Origin of the sequence: Luteimonas abyssi, assembly GCF_001482195.1 — a bacterium.
Classification (GTDB): Bacteria; Pseudomonadota; Gammaproteobacteria; order Xanthomonadales; family Xanthomonadaceae; genus Luteimonas; species Luteimonas abyssi.
Genome location: NZ_KQ759763.1, coordinates 2,464,021 through 2,485,900, shown reverse-complemented (window position 1 = coordinate 2,485,900; position 21,880 = coordinate 2,464,021). Strand labels below are relative to the sequence as shown.

The 21,880-nt window shown below is 69.4% G+C and carries 18 protein-coding genes and 1 tRNA gene; 11 read left to right on the top strand and 8 right to left on the bottom strand.

The window, feature by feature from the left end; translation table 11 throughout:
• Positions 1-32 precede the first annotated feature (32 nt).
• The gene (locus RG19_RS10645) at positions 33-2,180 is read right to left on the bottom strand and encodes a TonB-dependent siderophore receptor (protein ID WP_058835245.1); all 2,148 of its coding nucleotides are present in this window, start codon (positions 2,178-2,180) and stop codon (positions 33-35) included.
• A 188-nt stretch (positions 2,181-2,368) separates the two neighbouring features.
• Entirely contained in the window at positions 2,369-3,397 is a 1,029-nt protein-coding gene (locus RG19_RS10640; RefSeq protein ID WP_058835244.1) for a LacI family DNA-binding transcriptional regulator, read from the bottom strand.
• A gap of 387 nt (positions 3,398-3,784) precedes the next feature.
• On the opposite strand from RG19_RS10640, the gene thrS reads away from it, so the two are divergent.
• The 11 genes from thrS (at position 3,785) to RG19_RS10585 (ending at position 13,854) form a co-directional block, all read left to right on the top strand.
• The gene (gene thrS, locus RG19_RS10635; RefSeq protein WP_058835243.1) at positions 3,785-5,692 is read left to right on the top strand and encodes a threonine--tRNA ligase; all 1,908 of its coding nucleotides are present in this window, start codon (positions 3,785-3,787) and stop codon (positions 5,690-5,692) included.
• A gap of 133 nt (positions 5,693-5,825) precedes the next feature.
• The gene (gene infC / locus RG19_RS10630) at positions 5,826-6,347 is read left to right on the top strand and encodes a translation initiation factor IF-3 (protein WP_058836552.1); all 522 of its coding nucleotides are present in this window, start codon (positions 5,826-5,828) and stop codon (positions 6,345-6,347) included.
• Between the two features lie 444 nt (positions 6,348-6,791).
• Positions 6,792-6,989, top strand: coding sequence for a 50S ribosomal protein L35 (gene rpmI / locus RG19_RS10625; RefSeq protein ID WP_055249161.1), 198 nt, complete (start codon positions 6,792-6,794; stop codon positions 6,987-6,989).
• Positions 6,990-7,002: 13 nt separating this feature from the next.
• The gene (rplT, locus tag RG19_RS10620) at positions 7,003-7,362 is read left to right on the top strand and encodes a 50S ribosomal protein L20 (protein ID WP_058835242.1); all 360 of its coding nucleotides are present in this window, start codon (positions 7,003-7,005) and stop codon (positions 7,360-7,362) included.
• A gap of 238 nt (positions 7,363-7,600) precedes the next feature.
• The gene (gene pheS, locus RG19_RS10615) at positions 7,601-8,644 is read left to right on the top strand and encodes a phenylalanine--tRNA ligase subunit alpha (protein ID WP_058835241.1); all 1,044 of its coding nucleotides are present in this window, start codon (positions 7,601-7,603) and stop codon (positions 8,642-8,644) included.
• 115 nt (positions 8,645-8,759) lie between these two features.
• Positions 8,760-11,138 carry a phenylalanine--tRNA ligase subunit beta gene (gene pheT, locus RG19_RS10610; protein ID WP_058835240.1) on the top strand — a complete coding sequence of 793 codons (2,379 nt, stop codon included), beginning with the start codon at positions 8,760-8,762 and terminating at the stop codon, positions 11,136-11,138.
• Positions 11,139-11,151: 13 nt separating this feature from the next.
• Complete coding sequence (locus RG19_RS10605; protein WP_058835239.1) at positions 11,152-11,451, top strand: integration host factor subunit alpha; 300 nt, start codon at positions 11,152-11,154, stop codon at positions 11,449-11,451.
• Positions 11,444-11,800 carry a MerR family transcriptional regulator gene (locus tag RG19_RS10600; protein ID WP_058836551.1) on the top strand — a complete coding sequence of 119 codons (357 nt, stop codon included), beginning with the start codon at positions 11,444-11,446 and terminating at the stop codon, positions 11,798-11,800. The genes RG19_RS10605 and RG19_RS10600 overlap by 8 nt, the downstream gene beginning before the upstream one ends.
• A gap of 130 nt (positions 11,801-11,930) precedes the next feature.
• Positions 11,931-12,007 (top strand) — tRNA-Pro (locus tag RG19_RS10595).
• Between the two features lie 163 nt (positions 12,008-12,170).
• The gene (locus RG19_RS10590) at positions 12,171-12,533 is read left to right on the top strand and encodes a hypothetical protein (RefSeq protein WP_058835238.1); all 363 of its coding nucleotides are present in this window, start codon (positions 12,171-12,173) and stop codon (positions 12,531-12,533) included.
• A 220-nt stretch (positions 12,534-12,753) separates the two neighbouring features.
• Positions 12,754-13,854, top strand: a complete 1,101-nt coding sequence (locus RG19_RS10585) for a TraB/GumN family protein (protein ID WP_238376621.1) — start codon at positions 12,754-12,756, stop codon at positions 13,852-13,854.
• Positions 13,855-13,963: 109 nt separating this feature from the next.
• On the opposite strand, the gene dxs is transcribed toward RG19_RS10585, so the two are convergent.
• From dxs to ppx, 6 genes are all read right to left on the bottom strand, one after another.
• Entirely contained in the window at positions 13,964-15,877 is a 1,914-nt protein-coding gene (gene dxs / locus RG19_RS10580) for a 1-deoxy-D-xylulose-5-phosphate synthase (protein WP_058835236.1), read from the bottom strand.
• Positions 15,878-15,941: 64 nt separating this feature from the next.
• On the bottom strand, positions 15,942-17,024 hold the full coding sequence (locus RG19_RS10575; protein ID WP_157515237.1) for a hypothetical protein: 1,083 nt from the start codon (positions 17,022-17,024) through the stop codon (positions 15,942-15,944).
• A gap of 89 nt (positions 17,025-17,113) precedes the next feature.
• A complete protein-coding gene (locus RG19_RS10570; protein WP_058835234.1) occupies positions 17,114-17,788 on the bottom strand; it encodes an HNH endonuclease in 675 nt (224 codons plus the stop codon).
• 116 nt (positions 17,789-17,904) lie between these two features.
• Entirely contained in the window at positions 17,905-19,695 is a 1,791-nt protein-coding gene (locus RG19_RS10565) for an acyl-CoA dehydrogenase C-terminal domain-containing protein (RefSeq protein WP_058835233.1), read from the bottom strand.
• Positions 19,696-19,806: 111 nt separating this feature from the next.
• On the bottom strand, positions 19,807-20,286 hold the full coding sequence (locus RG19_RS10560; RefSeq protein WP_058835232.1) for an LEA/WHy family protein: 480 nt from the start codon (positions 20,284-20,286) through the stop codon (positions 19,807-19,809).
• 57 nt (positions 20,287-20,343) lie between these two features.
• On the bottom strand, positions 20,344-21,852 hold the full coding sequence (ppx, locus tag RG19_RS10555; protein WP_058836550.1) for an exopolyphosphatase: 1,509 nt from the start codon (positions 21,850-21,852) through the stop codon (positions 20,344-20,346).
• Between the last annotated feature and the right edge of the window lie 28 nt (positions 21,853-21,880).

Here is a 21,880-nt window from a genome sequence, read left to right as displayed (position 1 = left end):
GGCGGACACCGTTGCGGTGCCCGCGGCGGGTCTCACCACTGGTAGCGGATGCTCGCGGTGACCCGGCGCGGGAAGCCGTAGTAACACCACGCGGCGCTGCTGCAGGCGCTCACGTACTCGCGATCGGTGAGGTTCTGCGCATTGAGCTGGAAGCGCCACGGGCCGGTGTCGTAATGCAGGGCCGCGTCATACAGGGTGTAGCTCGGCGTGCGCCATTCGTTGTACAGATCGCCGTAGTGGGCGCCGACGTAGCGTACGCCGCCGCCGAAGCCGAAGCCGGTCAGCGGCCCGCTGACGAAGGTGTAGTCGAAGCCGGCCGATGCGCTCGTTCGCGGCTGCAGCGGAATCTCGGCGCCGAGTGCGGCCGCCTCGTTGCTGCGGGTGATCTCGGAGTCGATGTAGGCGTAGGCGGCGTGCACGCTGAAGTTCGGCGCCACGTTCCAGCGGGTCTCCAGTTCGACGCCACGGACCCGTGTTTCGCCCTGCTGCACCTGGAAGAAGGTGTGGTCGGGATCGACGGTGAGGGTGTTCTCCTGGGTGATCTCGTACAGCGCCAGCGTCGCCAGCGCGCGGCCATGCGCCGGCTGGTACTTCAGCCCCGCCTCGACCTGGGCACCGGTGGTCGGTACGAAGGCGCGACCGCCGCGCTCGGGATGTTCGTTGCCGATGGTGGGCTGGAACGATTCGGAATAGCCCACGTAAGGCGCGAAGCCGTTGTCGAATACGTAGTTCACGCCGACACGGCCGGAGAAGCGGTCGTCGCTCTGGTGGGCGCGGCTGCCGGCACCGAGGCGCTCGGTGGTGTCGGTGCCGACCCAGTCGTGGCGTCCGCCGATGCTCAGCACCCAGCGGCCGGCGCGGATCTGGTCCTGCACGTAGAGGCCTGTCTGGCGCTGCACCTGGCGCACGTCGCTGGTGTAGTCGGGCACCACCACCGGGCTGCCGTACACAGGATCGAACAGGTCCAGCGGGGCGACGGCGGGGTTGCCGTCGGCATCGCTGATCACGAATGCCGAGGCGTAGGTATTGCGGGAGCGGCGGTGATCGAGGCCGGCCAGCACCGTGTGCTGGACGCGGTCGCCGAACGAGAACTCGATCTGGTTGTCAACGCCGAAGGTGCGCGAGGCCTCCGCGGTCGCCCACAGGTAACGCGACAGGCTGCGCTGGTCTTCGAGCAGGCCGAGCGCGCCGACGGTGGTCGACGGCGCCACCTCGCTGCTGCCGTAGCGGAGGTTCTGGCGCACGCGGGTGCCGTCGCCGAAGTGGTGCTCGAACGCGTAGCCGAACGAGGCGTCGGTGCGGTCGTAACGGTTCCAGCCGGGCTCGCCGGTGTAGCGATTGACCGGGATCGGCCCGTTAGGGTTGGGAAGCAGGGTGCCTTCGGCCGGCAGGAAGCCGCCGCCGGCCATGGTGTCGGCGTGCTGCCAGCGGCCCAGCAGGGTCAGCGAAGTGTCGGCGTCGGGCTGCCAGGTGAGCGCCGGGGCGATGTAGTAACGGTCGTCGTGGACGAAATCGACCACGTCGTCGCTGTTGCGGGCCAGGCCGGTCAGGCGGTAGCGCCAGACACCGTCGGCATCCAGTGGGCCGCCGAGATCGAGCGCGGCCTGGCGCATGTCGTGGCTGCCGCCCTGCAGTTCGACCTCGCCGAACGCATCCGCCGTCGGCCGCTTGCTGGTGTAGTTGAGCATGCCGCCCGGCGGCATCGCGCCGTAGTTCACCGACGCCGGGCCCTTGAGCACGTCGACCCGCTCCAGGCCGTAGGGTTCGATCCGGGTGATGCCGGTGCTGGAGCCGTCCGGCAGGGCCAGGCCGTCCAGGTAGCGTGCCGGCGCGAAGCCGCGCACCAGCAGCCAGTCGGTGCGCGGATCGGGACCGAAGGCGGCGCCCTGGGTGCCGGCGGTGTACCACACCGCCTCGTCGATGCCCTGCACGCCGCGGTCGCGCATCTGGCGCGCGTCGATCACCGAGATCGACTGCGGGATCTCCAGCAGCGGCGTGTCGGTCTTGGTGGCCGAGCCGGCCGCGCGCGCGATCGGTGCGGTGACCACCACGGCGTCCAGCGTGCGTGCGGGATCGGGGGCCTGGCCATGGACGGCGGCGGGGAGCGCGAGGCCGGCGGCGATGGCGAGCGGCAGCAGGCGGTGGCCGCGGAAGGCGGACGGCAACGGTGGATTCGGCATGGATGCCTCGATAACCAGACAGGCGCACGGACGCGCGCGCTGCGGACGCGATGTGGGCTGGCTATCCGAGGGCGCGCGTGGCGGCGCGCTGGGACGGAATGGCTGAGGGTTCCTGCAACGCGGCTGACGTTACAGAATGAGAATCAATTCTATTTCCGTGCGCCGCAGGGCGGCAAGCCCGGCCGCCTTCACGTCGTCGTCGAGCCGCGGGCGACCAGATGCACGGGCAGGCTGTGGTGGCCGCAGGCCTGTCCGCGGATGGCGTCGATCAGGGTGTCCACGAGCAGGCTGCCGGCGGCACGGGTGTCCTGCTGCACGGTGGTCAGCCCGGGGGCGACCATGGCGGCCATCGGAATATCGTCGAACCCGCCGACCGCCACGTCGGCCGGGATCTGCAGGCCCCGCGCCGCGAGCGCCCGCATGGCGCCGATCGCGATCAGGTCGCTGGCCGCGAACACCGCGTCGAAACCGACGCCGGCATCCAGCAGGGCGCGGACGGCATCGCCGCCTGCGGTCTCGGACGAGATCGCGTCCACCTGCAGGCCGGCGTCCGCGCCGAGGCCGGCGTCCTGCAGCGCCTGGACATGTCCCCGGTATCGCTCGCGGAATTCGGGATAGCGCGGCGATGCGTCGCCGAGGAAGGCGATGCGGCGTCGGCCGCCGTCCAGCAGGTGGCGGGTCATGGCGTGGCCGCCCTGGAAATTGTCGCAGCCGATCGCGATGCCCGGCTGGTCCGGCAGGGCCGCACCCCAGCGCACGAAGTGGGTGCCCTGGCGGACCAGTTGCTCGAGCCGCGTCCGTGCCTGCAGGTAATCGCCGTACCCCAGCAGGATCAGCCCGTCGGCCTTCTTGCTGTCCTCGTAATCGGCGTGCCAGTCGTCGGACAACTGCTGGAACGACACCAGCAGGTCGTAGCCACGGCGGGCGCAGGCACGGGTGATCGACCCCATCATCGAGTGGAAGAAGGGATTGATCAGCGAGTCGTCGGGTGCCGGATCCTCGAAGAACAGCAGTGCCAGCGTGCCGGACTGCTGGCAGCGCAGGTTGGAGGCGTTCTTGTCGACCTTGTAGTTGAGCTGGTCGGCGATGGCCAGGATCCGGCGGCGGGTGTCCGCATTGACCATCGGGTTGCCGCGCAATGCGCGGGAGACGGTGGGTTGCGAGACGCCGGCCAGATGGGCGATGTCGAGCGAGGTGGGGCGGCCTTTGACGGTCATGGGCGCCGGGCGACGGGATGACGCGGGCATCATGGCACCGGCTGCAGGGGCGGGCTTGACGCGCCGCAGCAGGACGAGCCCCGGGTGTCGGGGCCTGGTGGGGCCGGCGATGCGGAGGATCGGCCCGCGTGGGGCGGGGCATGGTTGGCGCGTCGTGCCGCGGCGGGGGCGGACTGACGCGGCAGGGACTGCTAGAATCGCGCCTTCCTCACGACAGTCAGGTGGCCCGCGGCGACGCCGGTCGAGTGTGCGACATGGAGACTACCCGCATCCCCCGCTGACGACCCCACCAGGCGATCCCGCGAAGGCGCCCGTGTGGCGCTTTTTTTGTGCCCGCCCTCCCGGCGGGCGGCCATGCCGCCCGCAGCCACCAATTCCGGCTATCCCATGATCACGATCACGCTTCCCGACGGCAGCCGCCGCGAATTCGATGCCCCCGTGTCCGTCCTGCAGGTCGCCCAGTCGATCGGCCCGGGCCTGGCCAAGGCCACCGTGGCCGGCAAGGTCGACGGCCGCCAGGTCGACGCCTCGGACCTCATCGACCACGATGCCAGCCTGCAGATCCTCACCCCGAAAGATGCCGAGGGCGTGGAGATCATCCGCCACTCCTGTGCGCACCTGGTCGGGCACGCGGTCAAGCAGCTCTATCCCGAGGCCAAGATGGTGATCGGCCCGGTGATCGAGGAGGGCTTCTACTACGACATCTGGCACGAGCGCCCGTTCACCCCGGACGACCTGGCCGCGATCGAGCAGCGCATGCGCGAGCTGATCGCGCTGGACTACGACGTGATCAAGCGGATGACCCCGCGCGCCGAGGTGATCCAGGTCTTCCGCGATCGCGGCGAGGATTACAAGCTGCGCCTGATCGAGGACATGCCCGAGGACATCCGGGCCATGGGGCTGTACTACCACCAGGAGTACGTGGACATGTGCCGCGGCCCGCATGTGCCGAACACGCGCTTCCTCAAGGCGTTCAAGCTGCTGCGCATCTCCGGTGCCTACTGGCGCGGCGACGCCGCCAACGAGCAACTGCAACGCATCTACGGCACCGCCTGGGCCGACGAGAAGCAACTCAAGGCCTACGTGCTGCGCATGGAGGAGGCGGAGAAGCGCGACCACCGCCGGATCGGCAAGGCCCAGCACCTGTTCCATCTGCAGGAGGAGGCGCCGGGTCTGGTGTTCTGGCATCCGAAGGGCTGGGCGCTGTGGCAGGTGGTGGAGCAGCACATGCGCCAGGTCTACCGCGACAGCGGCTACGGCGAGGTGCGCTGCCCGCAGATCCTCGACGTGACCTTGTGGAAGAAGTCCGGCCACTGGGACAACTACAAGGAGAACATGTTCTTCACCGAGTCCGAAAAGCGGACCTACGCGGTGAAGCCGATGAACTGTCCCGGCCACGTGCAGGTGTTCAACCAGGGGCTGCACAGCTATCGCGACCTGCCGATCCGTTACGGCGAGTTCGGCTCCTGCCACCGCAACGAGCCCTCGGGCGCGCTGCACGGCATCCTGCGCGTGCGCGGTTTCACCCAGGACGACGGCCACGTGTTCTGCACCGACGCCCAGGTCGAGGACGAGGTGCGGGCGTTCCACCAGCAGGCGCTGAAGGTCTACGCCGACTTCGGTTTCGACGACATCCAGATCAAGATCGCGCTGCGCCCGGAATCGCGCCTCGGCGACGATGCCACCTGGGACAAGGCTGAGGACGCATTGCGCTCGGCGCTGCGCGCATCCGGGGTCGACTGGCAGGAACTGCCGGGCGAAGGTGCCTTCTACGGCCCCAAGATCGAGTACCACCTCAAGGACGCCATCGGCCGGACCTGGCAGCTCGGCACGATGCAGGTCGATTTCATGATGCCCGAGCGCCTCGGCGCCGAGTACGTGGACGAGCACAGCCAGCGCCGACACCCGGTGATGCTGCACCGGGCCATCGTCGGCTCGATGGAGCGCTTCCTCGGCATCCTGATCGAGCACCACGCCGGCAGCTTCCCGGCCTGGCTGGCCCCGGTGCAGGCCGTGGTGATGAACATCACCGATGCCCAGGCCGATTATGTGGCCGAGGTCCGGAAAACCCTTATCAATCAAGGGGTCCGGGTGGAGGCGGATTTGCGGAACGAAAAAATCGGCCGTAAGATTCGCGAGCATACGTTGCAGCGCGTTCCGTACCTGCTCGTGGCGGGGGATCGCGAGCGGGAAAACGGCGCGGTGTCGGTGCGTACGCTGGCGGGGGAGGATCTGGGAAGCATGCCGCTTTCCGACTTCGTTTCACGCCTCGCTGGCGAGCGCGCGGTAGCATAGTTTCTGGCAGTTTGGCAGTACGCGGCAGGTCCGCGTGCCGGGTCCGGTGGCTGACGAGCCGCCGGTACCTGCGGCTCGATCCGCAGCCCCCGGCCTCGCGTGGCCTGACTTTCAATCTTTTGGAGATCGCAACATCAGTACCCCGGAAAAGCAGAATCGCAGGAACCAGGACATCCGTGTCCCGCGCGTACGCGTGATCGGCGCCGATGGCGAAATGGTCGGCGTGTTGTCGCGCGACGAAGCCCTGCAGTTGGCCGAAGACGAAGGCCTCGATCTGGTCGAGATCCAGCCCAACGCGGACCCGCCGGTCTGCAAGGTCATGGACTTCGGCAAGTTCCGTTTCGACCAGCAGAAAAAGGCCAACGAGGCCAAGAAGAAGTCGAAGCAGGTCGAGATCAAGGAAGTGAAGTTCCGGCCGGTCACCGACGAGGGCGATTACCAGATCAAGCTGCGCAAGATGCGCGGTTTCATCGAGGACGGCGACAAGATCAAGGTCAACATCCGCTTCCGAGGTCGCGAGATGAGCCATCAGGAGCTGGGCCGGCAGATGGCCGGCCGGATCGAGGCTGATCTGGGCGAGGACATCACCGTCGAATCGCGCCCGCGTCTGGAAGGGCGTCAGATGGTGATGATGATCGCCCCCAAGAAGAAGTAACCATCGCGCACTGCGCGACACCGACTCCCCCCTTTCCCGTGCACGGGAGAGGGCGAGGGGAAGGGCAGGGGCGCCGCGAGGCGCCCTTGTTTTTTTGCGGAGGACTGGAGAGAGGTTGGGGGCGTTGGAACGGACTGCGCGCCGTCACGTTCAGGCCCTCGCCCCCGGCCCTGTCCCGCAGGCGGGAGAGCGGCGAACGGCCTGGGTGGCGGGGTGCGTCGGTGCTCGCCGCCGCGATTGCATCCTGCTGATTTGCAAGCCGAACCCCGCGTCGGCATAATGTCCGGCCCGGTTCGCCCGGGGTCGGCCGCAAGGCCATCAGGACCGGCCAGGGATTCCTCGGGAATCAATGGCTTATCACCGGTTTTCGGCAGGATGGAAAGCGCGTCACGCTCGTTCGTGCGCCGCCGAGCCAGTCGCAACAGATCCTAAAAGGACATCGCAATGCCCAAGATCAAGACGCATCGGGGCGCGGCCAAGCGCTTCCGGAAGACCGCTTCCGGCAAGTACAAGGCGGGCCACGCCAACCGCAGCCACATCCTCACGAAGAAGGCCACCAAGCGGAAGCGCAATCTCCGTCAGACGAACCATATCCCGGCGTGCGACAGCGGTCGTCTCGACCGCATGCTGCCGTATCTCTGAGGAGGACTGAACAATGGCACGAGTCAAACGTGGTGTGCAGGCGCGCCGTCGTCACAAGAAGGTCCTGAAGCTCGCCAAGGGCTACTACAACGCGCGGCACAAGGTCTTCCGCGTCGCCAAGCAGGCGGTCATCAAGGCGCAGCAGTACGCCTACATCGGCCGCAAGCAGAAGAAGCGCAACTTCCGTTCGCTGTGGATCACCCGCATCAACGCGGCTGCCCGCATCAACGGCCTGAGCTACAGCCGTTTCATGAACGGCCTGCTGAAGGCCGGCATCACCCTGGACCGCAAGGTGCTGGCGGACATCGCCGTGCACGACGCGCCGGGTTTTGCGGCGCTGGCCGAGAAGGCGAAGGGCGCTCTGGCGGCATAACGCAGGCGCTTCGTCCGCGCGATCCGGTCTGACCGGACGCGCGCCGCGAAGCACCGGTGCATCATGCAGGGAAGGGCGCGAGCCCTTCCCTGTTTTTTTGTCCGGACTCCACCGCATCGGATCGGATGCGCGGGAACGGGTGTTCCGGGTCGAAGGATCCGGATTACCCTCCGGACCGGGTCATCCGGATGGCATGCCGGGCCCCGCAACACGGGTTTCGGCCAGGACAGGCAGGCGAATGAGCGAGATCGAGACGGCGACCGCACAGGCATTGGCGGATATCGAGGCAGCGACCGCCCCGGACGCGCTGGAGGCGTTGCGGGTCGCGCTGCTCGGCAAGAGCGGCAGCATCACCGCACGGCTGAAGGCGCTGGGCCAACTGGAGCCGGATGCGCGCAAGCAGGCCGGCGCCGAGATCAACCGCGCCCGCGACGCCATCGGCACGGCGCTGGCCGCGCGCAAGGCGACGCTCGAGGCGCAGGTGCTGGATGCCCGGCTGGGGGCCGAGCGGATCGACGTGACCCTGCCCGGACGCGATGCCGGCCACGGTGGGGTGCATCCGGTGAGCCGGACGCTGGAACGGATCGCCGACATCTTCGGCCGCCTCGGCTACGACCTCGCCGACGGTCCCGAGATCGAGGACGACTGGCACAACTTCGAAGCCCTGAACTTCCCGCCGCATCATCCGGCGCGGGCGATGCACGACACCTTCTACATGGCCAGTGACGGGCGCGGGAGCAGCGACGGCAGCGGTGTCGCGCGCCTGCTGCGCACCCACACTTCGGGCGTGCAGGTGCGCTACATGGCCGAGCACGTCGCATCGGGCCAGGGCGGGCCGTTGCGGATGATCGCGCTGGGCAAGGTGTACCGCAGCGATTCCGACCAGACCCACACGCCGATGTTCCACCAGTGCGAGGGCCTGCTGGTCGACGAGCACGCCAGCTTCGCCGACCTCAAGGGCACCCTGGCCGAGTTCGTCCGCGCGTTCTTCGAGCGCGATTTCGAGATGCGCTTCCGCCCGAGCTACTTTCCCTTCACCGAACCGTCGGCCGAAGTGGACATCGCCTGGCAGCAGGCCGACGGCAGCACGCGCTGGCTGGAGGTCCTGGGCTGCGGCATGGTGCATCCGAACGTGTTGAAGAATGTCGGCATCGACCCGGAGCGCTACACCGGCTTCGCCTTCGGCATGGGTGTGGAGCGTTTCGCGATGCTGCGCTACGGCGTGGACGACCTGCGCGCCTTCTTCGACAACGACGTGCGTTTCCTCAGGCAGTTCGCCTGAGGCGCACCACGCGCCGGCGCCCGCGCATGACTGCGCGAATGCGGGCTCGATCGGCGGGACCCGGCATCGGGCCGGGCCGCCACTCTCCGTCACGAACCACACGACACGGCCGCTTATGAAATTCAGCGAGAACTGGCTCCGCCAGCACGTGCAGACCGATGCCACCCGCGACGCGCTCGCCGAGACGCTGACCGCGATCGGGCTCGAGGTCGAAGAGACCACCGTCCTGGGCGAGGGGCTGGACGGCATCGTGGTCGCACGCATCGTCGCCTGCGAGAAGCACCCCGAGGCCGACCGGCTGCAGGTGTGCCGTGTCGATGCCGGGCAGGGCGAGCCGTTGCAGATCGTGTGCGGTGCGCCGAATGCGCGGGTGGGGCTGGTCGCACCGCTGGCGACGGTCGGTGCCCGGGTCGGCGAGCTGACCATCAAGGCGGCCAAGCTGCGCGGCGTCGCGTCCAACGGCATGTTGTGCTCGGCGAAGGAACTGGGCCTCGATACCGATGCGTCGGGTCTGCTCGAGCTGCCCGACGACGCCCCGGTCGGCGCCGCGATGGCCGATTACCTCGGCCTGCCCGATGCGACGTTCGAACTGAAGCTCACGCCCAACCGCGCGGACTGCTTCGGCGTGCGCGGCATCGCCTTCGACGTCGCGGCGGCCTTCGGCACGACCGTGCTTCCGTACGCGACCGAAGCCGTGCCGGCGCAGATCGACGCGCGCCTGGAGGTCGGCCTGCAGGCCGGTGCGGACGCGCCGCGCTACCTCGGCCGGGTGATCGACGGCGTCGACGCGTCGGTACGCACGCCGCTGTGGATGGCCGAGCGCCTGCGCCGCAGCGGCATCCGTCCGGTGAGCTTCCTGGTCGACGTGACCCAGTACGTGATGCTGGAACTCGGCCAGCCGATGCATGCCTTCGACCGCGCCCTGCTGACCGGCCCGGTCGGCGTGCGGCACGCCCGCGACGGCGAGACATTGATCCTGCTCGACGGGCGCGAAGTCGCGCTCGATCCGCAGTTCCTGGTGATCACCGATGCCGATCGCGCGGTCGCGCTGGCCGGAGTGATGGGCGGCCACGACACTCGGGTCACCGATACCACCCGCAGCGTGTTTCTGGAGGCGGCGCACTTCGCGCCGGCCGCGATCATCGGCCGTGCGCGCAAGCTGGGCATGCACACCGATGCCTCGCATCGCTTCGAGCGCGGTGTGGATCCGGAACTGCCGCGTCAGGCGATCGAACTGGCGACCCGGCTGATCCTGGACATCGCCGGTGGCATGCCCGGTGCGGTGGTCGAGGCGGTGTTGCCGGAGCATCTGCCGCAGCCGCAACCGATCGCGCTGCGCCGCGAGCGCCTGGCGCGCGTCCTGGGCTTGCGGGTCGACGATGCCGAGGTCGCGCGGATCCTGCGCGCGCTGGGTCTGGATGTGGCCGACAGTGATGCCGGCTGGGCGGTGACGCCGCCGGCGCGCCGGTTCGATCTCGCCATCGAGGAAGACCTGATCGAGGAGGTCGCGCGCATCCACGGCTACGACCGCGTGCCGACCACGTTGCCCGCGGGCTCCACGCGCCTGCGTGCGCCGGCCGAGGGCCAGCTCGGCGATGCGGAGCTGCGCCGCCAGCTGGTCGCGCGCGACTGGCAGGAGGCGGTGAATTACGCCTTCGTCGACGCCGCACTGCTGCAGGCCTGGCAGCTCGACGCCGACAGCGTGCCGCTGGCGAATCCGCTCAGCGCCGAACTCGGCGTCATGCGGACCGCCCTGTTGCCGGGGCTGGTGGATGCGCTGGCGCGCAACGCCGCGCGTCAGCAGCCGCGTGTGCGCCTGTTCGAGCTGGGGCGGGGGTTCCACGTCGCCGCACGGCCGGGCGATGCGCCCGTGGAGACGCCGCGCATCGCGGCCGCGGCGATCGGGCCGGTCCGTGCCGAACAGTGGGGTGAGGCCACCCGGGAGGTCGATTTCCACGATCTCAAGGGCGACCTGGAAAGCCTGGCCGGACTGGCGCGAACGCGCCTGACGTTCCAGCCGTCGCAGGCCCCGCACGGCCATCCCGGCCGTTCCGCGGACGTTTACCGCGACGGCGTGCGGATCGGCTGGATCGGCGAATTGCATCCCGCACTGCTCAAGCGGCTGGGCCTGGATCAGCGCGTGGTGGGTTTCGAGGTGGAGCTCGCGCCGCTGCGCGCACGCGCACTGCCGCGTGCGGGCGCGCTCACCCGGTTCCCGTCGGTTCGTCGCGATCTGGCCCTGCTGGCGGCCGAGGACGTGGCCTGGGGCGCGATCGAGCACGTCATCCGCGAGGCTGCCGGCCCGCTCCTGACCGAGGTGCGGTTGTTCGACCGCTACCAGGGCAAGGGGGTCGAAAGCGGGTTCAAGAGCCTCGCTACGGGATTGATTCTGCAGGACAAATCGCGCACTCTGACCGACCGCGACGTGGACGATGTGGTGGCGCGCGTGACCGCCGCCCTCGAAACCGCCCACGGCGTCCGTATCCGCAGCTGAGCGAGGCCCGGCAATGGCACTGACCAAGGCAGAGATGGCCGAACGCCTCTACGAGGAAGTGGGGCTGAACAAGCGCGAGGCGAAGGAATTCGTCGACGCCTTCTTCGACGCCCTGCGCGAGGCGCTGCAGGGCGGACGGCAGGTCAAGCTGTCGGGCTTCGGCAACTTCGACCTGCGGCGCAAGAACGAGCGGCCCGGCCGCAACCCCAAGACCGGCGAGGAGATTCCGATCTCCGCCCGCACGGTGGTCACGTTCCGGCCGGGGCAGAAGCTCAAGGAACGCGTCGAGGCCTATGGAGGCCGTCATGCTTGATCCCGGCAGCAATCGCGAACTTCCGCCGATCCCCGCCAAGCGCTACTTCACCATCGGTGAGGTCAGCGAGCTGTGCGACGTCAAGCCGCACGTGCTGCGCTACTGGGAGACCGAATTCCCCGGCCTGAGCCCGGTCAAGCGCCGTGGCAACCGCCGCTACTACCAGCGCCACGACGTGATGATGGTGCGGCAGATCCGCGGGCTGCTGTACGAGCAGGGCTATACCATCGGTGGCGCCCGCCTGCGACTGGAAGGCGAGACCGCCAAGCAGGAATCGGCGCTGACCGGGCAGGTCGTGCGCCAGGTACGGATGGAGCTGGAAGAGGTGCTGCAGGTGCTGAAGCGCTGACGGAGGCGGCCTTCCGCACGCCGCGTCCACAGCGCGACGCGCGCCTGCGAAATCGTTATAATGCCGGCCCGCTTCGGCGGGCGTTCCATCCGCTTCGGCGGCCCGCCTCGGCGGATGTTCCACCCCGCGTCGGGGTATAGCGCAGCCTGGTAGCGCACTTGTCTGGGGGACAAGTGGTCGTCGGTTCGAATCCGGCTACCCCGACCAACTCATTTCCGGAGCCAGCCGCCCGTTTCCGCGGCTTGTCCAGGTGTTCGCTGAGCGGCTTGCCGACATGTCCGGTGGCCGCTTTTTCGTTTGTGGCCATCGGCGGCGCCCGCTTCACATGGAAACCGGGAGGATGGGGGCGAACCCAGTCCGAGGAGCCGCCATGACCTCCCAGAGCGGACGCGGCGCACCGCCGCCGCACGAAGAGCCCGACGACGACAAGGCCCCCGTCCGGGAGCCGCACGACAACGCGCCCGATCCCAACGCGCCGGGGCGCGACCACGCGCCGGTGGATGAGCCGGGTCGCGACCACGACGACAGCGCACGCGACGACCGAGGCGGAGACGATGGCGCCCGGGACGAGACGCGCGAACGCGAGCGTGTCGAACTGGACGACAAGGATGCCGCTGCGGTGCGTGATCGCGCGGCTTCGAAAGGGCGCCAGTACGCACGCGATCAAAACCCCAGCGGCGAATCGAACGATCCCAGCCTGACCAGCGGGCCGACGCGCGAGCGCAAGATCTAGGCGTCGGCCCGGCGCGTCGAGCCCGACCGGGACGGCATTGGCGCGGGCTGTGGTCGCAGGAGGTCGTCGATCCATCTGCTCGCGGGATCGCTTCTGGTCGGCGCCGCTGTCCTCGCGCCGCTGTCGTTGGGCAATACTGCGGGCGTCCCGCCCTGGCCGGAAACCGATGCTCCGCTTGTCGTCGTGGCTCCTCGTGCTCGTGTCGTGTGTCGGCCAGGCCATGGCAGCACCGTCGTCGCTGGCACCTCCAGCGGGCGGCGGGTCGCTCACCGACGTGCCGTCCGCCCCGGCGGCCTCGACGGACATCGTCGATCTGGACACGCTGGTGGTGTCCGGCGATCAGCCGGGCCCGGGCTTGTGGCGGGTGGTGTCGGGCGGGCACACGCTGTGGATCGTCGGCACGCTGGAGCCCCTGCCGCGCCGGCTGCGCTGGATGTCGGCCGAGGTGGAGGGGCTGGTCGCCCGGTCGCAGGAAGTGGTGCTGCCGCCGGCCTACGTTCTGGATGCGGGCGTGGGGCGCCTGCGTGGGCTGACCATGGTCCCGGCGATGTTGCGGGCGCGCCGCAATCCCGACGGGCGCACGCTGGCCGAGCGGGTGCCACAGGACGAGTACGCACGCTGGCTGCCGCTGAAGGCGCGCTACCTGGGGCGGGACCGGGGTGTCGAACGCTGGCGTCCCATCTTCGCTGCACACGCCTTGTACGAGGCCGCGATCGAACAATCCGGCCTCGACGACGCGCGCGTGGTCGAGCCGGTGCTGCGGCGTGCGGCGAGGCGGCACCAGGTCCCGGTGACCGAGACGGTGGTGCGGATGGACATCGAGGACCCGCGCGGCGTGCTGCGCGAGTTCTCGCAGTCGGATCTCGACGACGGATCGTGTTTCAGCCTGACGCTGGATCGCATCGAGCAGGACCTGGAAAACATGCGCGCCCGCGCCAATGCGTGGGCGCTCGGCGATGTCGGTTACCTGCGCCGGACCGGATTCGAGAGCCAGTACCGGGCCTGCGTGCAGGCGATCACGTCGCACACGCTCGGGCAGCGGCTCGGTCTGGACGCGCTGAACGAACGGGCGTTGCAGGCGTGGTTGCAGGCGGCGGAGGCGGCGTTGGCGCGCAACGCGTCGACGGTGTCGGCCTTGCCGGTCTCGCTGCTGTGGGGCGGGACCGGTCTGCTGGCGCGGCTGCGCGAACGGGGATACGAGATCGTGGAGCCCGACGATGCGGCGACAGCGCCTCGGCCGTCACCGGATGCCCGCGACGCGGAGCCCGAGGCGTCGGCAGATGGCGGCGCCTCGGGGACGCGGCAGACCGCGCCGCGGTGACCCTGCGGGCTGCCGCTTCGGCGGTCTGGGTGACCGCCCTTTCCGATGCGCCGGTTTTGGAGCGATGGCACCACCCAGCCGTGTCACCCGGCCGGGTGTCTGTGCATCTTCAGCTGCCGGTGGCCGCCAGCGATGCGGACGGCGCGTCCAGGTCGGGCCAGCGGGCCAGCACCGCGGTGCGGATGCCGTCGGCGTCGAGACCGGCCTCGGCCAGCAGGTCCTCGCGGCTGGCGTGGTGCTGGAAGGCGTCGGGCAGACCCAGATGCAGGATCGGCAGGGCGATGTCCTCGGCGTTGAGCAGTTCGGCCACGCCCGATCCGGCGCCGCCCATCACCACGTTGTCCTCCAGGGTCACGAAGCCGTCGTGGTCGCGCGCCAGTTGCAGGATCAGGTCGCGGTCGAGCGGCTTGACGAAACGCATGTTGACCACGGTGACGTCGAGCGCCTCGCCCACTTCCTGCGCGGCCGGCACCAGCGCGCCGAACGCGAGCAGGGCGATCCGATGCCCACGCCGGCGCAGGTCGGCCTTGCCGATCGGCAGGGTGTCGAGATCGCGGCCGGCGGCCACACCGGTGCCGCTGCCGCGCGGGTAGCGCACGGCAGCCGGGCCTTCGAAACGGAGGCCGGTGGTGAGCATCTGCCGGCACTCGCGTTCGTCGGCCGGCGCCATCACCACCATGTGCGGCACGCAGCGCAGGAAGCTCAGGTCGAGATTGCCGGCATGGGTGGCGCCGTCGGGGCCGACGACGCCGGCACGGTCGATCGCGAACAGCACGTCGAGCTTCTGAATCGCGACGTCGTGGACCAACTGGTCGTAGCCGCGCTGCAGGAAGGTCGAGTAGATCGCGACCACGGGTTTCGCCCCTTCGACGGCCATGCCCGCAGCCAGCGTCACCGCATGCTGCTCGGCGATGGCGACGTCGAAGTAGCGCTCAGGGTATTCCTTCGAGAACCGCACCAGGCCGGAGCCCTCGCGCATCGCGGGGGTGATGCCGAGCAGGCGCGGTTCGTCGGCGGCGGCGTCGCACAGCCAGTCCGAGAACACGTCCGTGTAGGTGGGTTTCTTGGCGCCACCCTTGGCGACCACGCCTTGGACCGGATCGAACGGCGACACCGCGTGGTAGCCGATCTGGTCGCCCTCGGCGCGCTCGTAGCCCTTGCCCTTGGTGGTGATCACGTGCAGAAGCTGCGGACCCTTCAGGCCCTTGAGCGTCTTCAGCGCGCCGACCACCTCCTCGACGTCGTTGCCGTCGATGGGGCCGGTGTAGTGGAAGCCCATTTCCTCGAACAGGGTGGACGGGACGAACATGCCCTTCCAGTGTTCCTCCCAGCGCCGCACGAAGCGCGCCGGCGCGCTGCTGCGCTTGTCGCCGAGCAGCTTCTTGCCGCCCTCGCGCAGGGCGTTGAGGGTCTGGCTGCTGGTCATGCGGCCGAGCATGCGGGTCAGGCCACCCACCGCCTCGCTGATGGACATGCGGTTGTCGTTGAGGATCACCAGCAGGTCCGGCTCGGAGGCCATGCCGCCGGCATGGTTGAGCGCCTCGTAGGCCATGCCGGCGGTCATCGCGCCGTCGCCGATCACCGCCACCACCTTGCGGTCGTTGCCGGCATGCGCGTTGGCGATCGCCATGCCCAGCGCGGCGGAGATCGAGGTGCTGGAATGGCCGACGCCGAAGGTGTCGTACTCGGATTCCTCGCGCTTGGGGAACGGCGCCACGCCATCCTTCTGCTTGACGGTGTGGATGGCGTCGCGCCGGCCGGTGAGGATCTTGTGCGGATAGCACTGGTGGCCGACGTCCCAGACGATGCGGTCGTTCGGGGTGTCGTAGAGGTAGTGCAGGGCGGTGGTGAGTTCGATCACCCCCAGTCCGGCGCCGAAGTGTCCGCCGCTGCGGCCCACCGACTCGATCAGGTAGGCGCGCAGTTCGTCGGCGATGGCCGGCAACTCGGCTTCGTCGAAACGGCGCAGGTCAGCGGGAGAATCGATGCGGGACAACCGCGGATAGCGCGTGGAATCGGTCATTCCGGCATTTTCCTCCCCCCCGTCGCGGGGGGCAAGAAACCTGCATCGATGCGGGCGGGAATCGCTACTTGCGGATGAAGCGACTGAACAGGCCCTGCCGGGGTGGCGGCGCGGTTTCCGGGGCCGACTCCTCTCCGGCTTCGGCGAAGCCGGTCACCAGGCTGGCGTTCACGAAGTCGGCGACTTCGTCGGCGGACGTGCCGCTGGCCCGGGCGATATCGGCCAGGGTGGCCGGGCCTTTCATCATCGCCGTGGCGATGCGGAAATGGCGCGGGAACTCGCGCTCGGTCTGTGGCCACTTGAGCAACCGGTAGCGGGCGTCCGGGTCGTGACCCGGCAACAGCGTGCCGTTGCCGGCGAGCAGGCCCGAATACCAGGACAGCCGCACCAGCGGCTGCGGCGCGCTGCCCACGGTGCCGGCGTCCCAGGCGGCGGTGTCGACGGGTTCGAAGTCCGACGCCGCCAATGGTTCGCCGAAACAGGCGTCCAGCGCCTTCAGCTGGGCGGGACCGACGTAGGTCCGGGCGTCGGCATCGATCCACAGTGCCGGGCTGCCCTCACGCTGCAGCCGCACCCGGCCGTGCAGCGAGCCCGGCTGCAGCCAGTCGCCCAGAGGGCGTGGATCGGCAGGGGGCGGTGCGTCCGTGGAGGCGGCAGCGGTCTGGAGCGACGCTGCCGGCGAGAGGTCCGGCGCCGGCGCCTGTGCCGGGGCGATGGGGGTGGCATGAGCCTGGGGCGGTGTCGGTGCGGTGTCCGCGTCGACCGGTGCCGCGGCTGTGGTCGTGGGCGTTTCCAGCGCGGTGTCGACGGGCTGCGCATCCGAGGGCGGCGGTGCCGTGCGTGCGTGGGCGGCGAGCGCCTGCAGCAGATCCACGGTCGCAGCGGTGTCGAACGGACGTCCGAGGCGGAAGTCGGCCTGGGTGCGTGGCGCGGCCGTGAGGCCGATGACCTGCTTGCCGGCGGCGTGCAGGCGCAGCCAGCCCATCGGGCCGTACATGCTGTCCATATCGACGATCACGTAATCGGCGTCGTTCTCGGACGTGAGCCGGGTGTCGATGCCCAGAGACTGCTCGGCGGCCTGAAGCGCCGCGCGCAGCGCGGTCTCGGTCGCCTTGTCCATGCTGGTGAGGCCGATGGTCAATGCCATGGAAGAGGGACGTCCGCCGTGTCGTTGGAGGCCGGAGTGTAACGCGGCCCCGGCCGCCGCTTTCGGGGCTCGGGCCTGCATCCCGGCGCTCAGCGGTCGCGGGCGTGCTTTTTCGGCAGGTGGTGTTTCAGGAACGCCATCTGGTCCGCGAGAATGTTGCGGTTCGAAAGAATCAGGTGTTCGACCCAGCTCGGCCGGTAAGGCACTGCGATCAGCGGCATGCCGGCCTGGGTCGGCGTACGCCCGCCCTTGCGCGAATTGCATGGGAAGCAGGCACTGACCACGTTCTCCCAGCGGTCGCGGCCGCCCTGCGACAGCGGTTTGACATGGTCGCGGGTCAGCACCTGCCGGGAGAAGGTCTGGCCGCAGTACAGGCACAGGTGCTGGTCACGTGCGAACAGCGCGGTGTTGCTCAGCGCGGGCGTCGGGTCGAAACGCTTGGTGCGCACGTGCCCGCGTGCGGCCACGATCGGATGAAGGGCCAGCACGCTGCGCTCGCCACTGAAGCGGTTGACGCCGCCATGCACGTGCAGGCAAGGATCGCCCAGGGTCCAGGCGACCGCGCCGCGTGCGTACAGGCAGACGGCATCCTGCCAGCTCATCCAGTCGAGGACCCGGCCGTGGGCATCCAGGGAGAGCAGGCGGACGTGATCGAGACGAAGAGGCGATGGGCCATCGTCGGCGTGCGCGAAAGGACTCCCGGAGACCGGCGCCTGTCCGGAGCCGGTGCGGATCAAACGGAGCGGTGCTCTGTCGTCCCTCATCGGGAAAACAGCTTATACCGGAAGCGTGACGGTTTGCATATGCGCCCTGCCACAGGCGCCGGATCGCACTGCGCGGATCGCGTGGCGCCGCGTCAGGCGATCGCAACGACCCGCGCTCAGGCGCCGAACGCCTCCGCATCGAGCGTCATCAACGAGGCCGCGCCGCTCTGGATCGCGGCGCGGTGGGCGAGCGTGCGCGGCAGGATGCGGGCGTAGTAGAAGCGCGCCGTCTCGCGCTTCGCGGTCTTGAACGCTTCCGGATGCGTCGAGGCCTCGGCCGCGGCGACGCTGCGCGCCCACCAGTAGGCGAGGGCGACGTAGCCGGAATAGAACAGGTAGTCGACGCTGGCGGCGCCGGCTTCGTCGGGATCGCGTTGCGCTCGCTGGGCGATGTCCCCACTGAGCGTCTGCCACTCGGCGGCCGCCGCGGCCAGCGGGCCGACGAACTCGCGCAGGGTGTCGTCTTCGGCATGGGTCCGGCAGAACGTGTGCACCATGCCGAGGAAGACCTTGAGACCCGCGCCCTGCAGCTGCAGCAGCTTGCGGCCGACCAGGTCGAGCGCCTGGATGCCCGTGGTGCCTTCGTAGAGCGTGGTGATGCGCGCATCGCGTGCGAGCTGCTCCATGCCGTGCTCGTGGATGTAGCCGTGACCGCCGAAACACTGCAGCGCATGGTAGGTGCACTCCACACCCCACTCGGTCAGGCAGGCCTTGACGATCGGGGTCAGGAAACCGAGCAGCGCATCGGCATCGGCGCGCTCGTCCGTGTCCTGGGCGTGGCCGAGGACGTCGAGCAACGACGCGGCGTGGTAGCCGAGCAGGCGTCCACCCTCCACCAGCGCCTTGCAGGTGAGCAGCATGCGGCGGACATCGGGGTGGACGATGATCGGGTCGGCGACCTTGTCGGGAAACGCGGGGCCTGCCGGGGCACGCGACTGCAGGCGCTCGTTGGCGTAGCGGGCTGCGTTCTGCAGTGCGCGGTCGGACAGGCCCAGACCCTGCAGGCCGACCGCCAGGCGGGCGGAGTTCATCATGGTGAACATCGCCATCAGGCCCTTGTTCGGCGCGCCGACCAGAAAGCCTTCGGCGTCGTCGAAGTTCAGCACGCAGGTGGCGGAACCGTGGATGCCCATCTTGTGCTCGATCGCCCCGCAGTGCACCGCATTGACATCGCCGAGGCGGCCGTCGCGGGCGACGCGGCGTTTGGGCACCACGAACAGCGAGATGCCGCGGCTGCCGGCCGGTGCATCCGGCAGCTTGGCCAGCACGAGATGCACGATGTTCTCGGTCATGTCGTGCTCGCCAGCGGTGATGAAGATCTTGGTGCCGCTGATGGCGTAACTGCCGTCCTCGCGAGGCACTGCACGTGTGCGCAGCAGGCCGAGGTCGGTGCCGGCGTGCGGCTCGGTCAGGCACATGGTGCCGGTCCATCGCCCGTCCACCAGGGGTTTGAGGAACGCTTCGCGCTGCCAGTCCTCGCCATGGTGCAGCAACGCCTCGACCGCGCCGTGCGACAGCAGCGGGAAGTTGCCCCAGGCGAGGTTCGCGGCGTCGATCATTTCCTTGATCGTGGTGCCGAGCAGGTGCGGCAGGCCCTGGCCGCCGTAGGCAGGCTCGGCGGTCAGCCCGGACCAGCCGCCGTCCACGTACTGCGCGTAGGCGTCGCGAAACCCCGGCGGCGTGGTGACCGCGCCGGTGGCCTTGTCGTGCGCGCAGCCGATTTCGTCGCCGACGCGGTTGAGCGGAGCCAGCACCGTCTCGGCGAACCGCGCGCCTTCGTCGAGCACGGCATCGACGATGTCGCGGCTGGCGTCGTCCAACCCGAGGCGCGCGAACAAGGTGCCGGCGTCGAGCACGTCGTGCAGGGCGAAACGGATGTCGGTCAGGGGGACCCGGTACTGGCTCATGCGAGAGGCTCCGATGCGGTCGGCCCGGCCGGTGGCGGCGGTCGGGCGGTGGACGTTGTGTGGCGGCCGGCCTCGAGGGGCCGACGACGGTCGGGGGTGCGGCGGCCGGACTCAGCGCAGCACGCCGGGCAGTCCCGGCACCGGGCTCAGCACGCCGTTGCTGCGGCGGATCGCGTAGTCGCGCGCATTGCCGCGATCCGTCGGCGCGGCGGTGATCGTGCCCTCGAGCGCGTAGGCCACGGTACGGCCGGTCGCGAGGGCGTCGGCCATCTGCAGCCGTGCGTCCGCTGCGGGCACCAGGGTGACCGAGAGGATGTCGGGGCGCTCGCCGCCGATCTGCAGGGCGGGTGCGGCGTCGAGCGTACCGGCAGCGACCTCGCCGATGCGCAGGTCGAGGCGCAGGCGATCGAAGCGCATCGGGATGCTGCTGTAGTTCTGCAGGCGCAACTCGACGGTCCAGTTGCCATCCACGCCCACGCTGAGTTGCTGGATGCTCGCCGCCGGTTCGGAGATGCGGCGAACCGGGCCGCCGGAAGTACAGGCGGCGAGCACGAGCGCGCACAGGGTGGACAGGATCAGCCATCGCTTCATGCCGCAACTCCGAAGGTCGTTGATTCCGGGATGTTACGTGAAGCCGGGGGCGAGGCGTCAGTCCGCCTCGAACCTCAGGCGCAGCCCGAGCGCGTCGATGTCGCCGGCCTCGCCGTCGAGATCGGCGCGCAACAGCGGACGTGGCTCCAGCCAGCGTCGTTCGAGACGCAGGGTGAGGACATCGCCCTGCGCCTGCGCTTCGAGACGCGGGATCGTTTCGGTCTCGTGCGCACGATTGAGCAGCACCGCCAGTCGCAGCAGCAGGCTCAGCCGTCGGGCGGAGCCCAGCAGGCGATCGGGAAGCACATCGAAGGTGGACTTGCCGATCTTGCGCCGATGGCTGCGCACCATCGCGGCGAGGAACTGCTGCTCCTGGCGGGAGAAGCCGGCGATGTCGGAGTGCTCGATCACGTACGCGCCGTGCAGGTGGTAGCCGCTGTGCGCGATGGTCAGGCCGATCTCGTGCAGGCGCGCGGCCCAGCCGAGCATCAGCAGGTCGTCCGCAGACAGCTGCCATGCGCGTGCGACCTGATCGAACAGCCGCACCGCAGTCCGTTCCACGCGGCCGGCCTGTTCGGCGTCGATGCCGTAGCGCAGCATGAAGCCCGAGATCGCACCCTCGCGTGGGTCGTCCTCGCCGCCGCGGCCGAGCATGTCGTAGAGCACGCCTTCGCGCATGGCCGCCTTGCTGACCGCCATCCGCTCCAGGCCCAGACTGTTGAACGCCGCTTCGAGCACCAGCACGCCGCCGGCGATGATCGGGCGGCGGTCGCCCGACAGGCCCGGCAGATCGATGTCGTCGATGTGCGAGGCCTGCAGCAACCGGTCGCGCAGCGGCGGCAACGCTTCGGCGAGCACCGCGCCCTTGGTCAGTTTCATCGCCGCGCAGATTTCGCCGATGGCCTTGTTTGTCCCCGAGGCGCCGAGCGCCTCGTGCCAGCCCAGGCCGCGGAACGCGTTGGAGAACTGCTGGAACTCGGCTTCGATCTCGGTCAGCGCATCGCGCCAGCGTTTGCGCGACAGGCGGCCGTTGGGAAAGAAGCGCCGGGTGCTGGAGATGCAGCCGACCTGCAGGCTCTCGCGCTGCAGTGCTTCCATGCCGTGGCCGATGATGAATTCGGTCGAGCCGCCGCCGATGTCGATGACCAGACGACGCTGTTCGGGCTTGGGCGGTTGCGCATGCGCCACGCCCAGATAGATCAGGCGTGCCTCCTCGCGTCCGGAGATCACCTCGATGGCGTGTCCGAGTGCGGTTTCGGCCGGCACCAGGAACGCCTGCGGGGCGGCCAGCTGGCGCACCGCATTGGTCGCGAGCGCACGGACCCGGGTCGGCGGAATGTCGCGGATGCGCTGGCCGAACCGCGCCAGGCATTCGAGCGCGCGCTGGCGCACATCGGCGCGCAGGCCGCCCTTGCCGTCGAGTCCCTCGCCGAGGCGAACCGTCTCGCGCAGGCGGTCGACGATCCGCAACTGGTCCATCGTGTAACGGGCCACGACCATGTGAAAACTGTTGGAGCCGAGGTCGATCGCGGCGAGCATGTCCCCGTCGGCCAGCGGCGGGGTCATGGTTTCGGCGAGCGCGAGCGCTTCGTTC

Coding starts and splice junctions, on each gene's coding strand:
- RG19_RS10645 (WP_058835245.1), bottom strand. CDS start 2,180: ATGCCGAATCCACCGTTGCCGTCCGCCTTCCGCGGCCACCGCCTGCTG.
- RG19_RS10640 (WP_058835244.1), bottom strand. CDS start 3,397: ATGACCGTCAAAGGCCGCCCCACCTCGCTCGACATCGCCCATCTGGCC.
- thrS (WP_058835243.1), top strand. CDS start 3,785: ATGATCACGATCACGCTTCCCGACGGCAGCCGCCGCGAATTCGATGCC.
- rpmI (WP_055249161.1), top strand. CDS start 6,792: ATGCCCAAGATCAAGACGCATCGGGGCGCGGCCAAGCGCTTCCGGAAG.
- rplT (WP_058835242.1), top strand. CDS start 7,003: ATGGCACGAGTCAAACGTGGTGTGCAGGCGCGCCGTCGTCACAAGAAG.
- pheS (WP_058835241.1), top strand. CDS start 7,601: ATGAGCGAGATCGAGACGGCGACCGCACAGGCATTGGCGGATATCGAG.
- pheT (WP_058835240.1), top strand. CDS start 8,760: ATGAAATTCAGCGAGAACTGGCTCCGCCAGCACGTGCAGACCGATGCC.
- RG19_RS10605 (WP_058835239.1), top strand. CDS start 11,152: ATGGCACTGACCAAGGCAGAGATGGCCGAACGCCTCTACGAGGAAGTG.
- RG19_RS10600 (WP_058836551.1), top strand. CDS start 11,444: ATGCTTGATCCCGGCAGCAATCGCGAACTTCCGCCGATCCCCGCCAAG.
- RG19_RS10590 (WP_058835238.1), top strand. CDS start 12,171: ATGACCTCCCAGAGCGGACGCGGCGCACCGCCGCCGCACGAAGAGCCC.
- RG19_RS10585 (WP_238376621.1), top strand. CDS start 12,754: ATGGCAGCACCGTCGTCGCTGGCACCTCCAGCGGGCGGCGGGTCGCTC.
- dxs (WP_058835236.1), bottom strand. CDS start 15,877: ATGACCGATTCCACGCGCTATCCGCGGTTGTCCCGCATCGATTCTCCC.
- RG19_RS10575 (WP_157515237.1), bottom strand. CDS start 17,024: ATGGCATTGACCATCGGCCTCACCAGCATGGACAAGGCGACCGAGACC.
- RG19_RS10570 (WP_058835234.1), bottom strand. CDS start 17,788: ATGAGGGACGACAGAGCACCGCTCCGTTTGATCCGCACCGGCTCCGGA.
- RG19_RS10565 (WP_058835233.1), bottom strand. CDS start 19,695: ATGAGCCAGTACCGGGTCCCCCTGACCGACATCCGTTTCGCCCTGCAC.
- RG19_RS10560 (WP_058835232.1), bottom strand. CDS start 20,286: ATGAAGCGATGGCTGATCCTGTCCACCCTGTGCGCGCTCGTGCTCGCC.
- ppx (WP_058836550.1), bottom strand. CDS start 21,852: ATGACCCCGCCGCTGGCCGACGGGGACATGCTCGCCGCGATCGACCTC.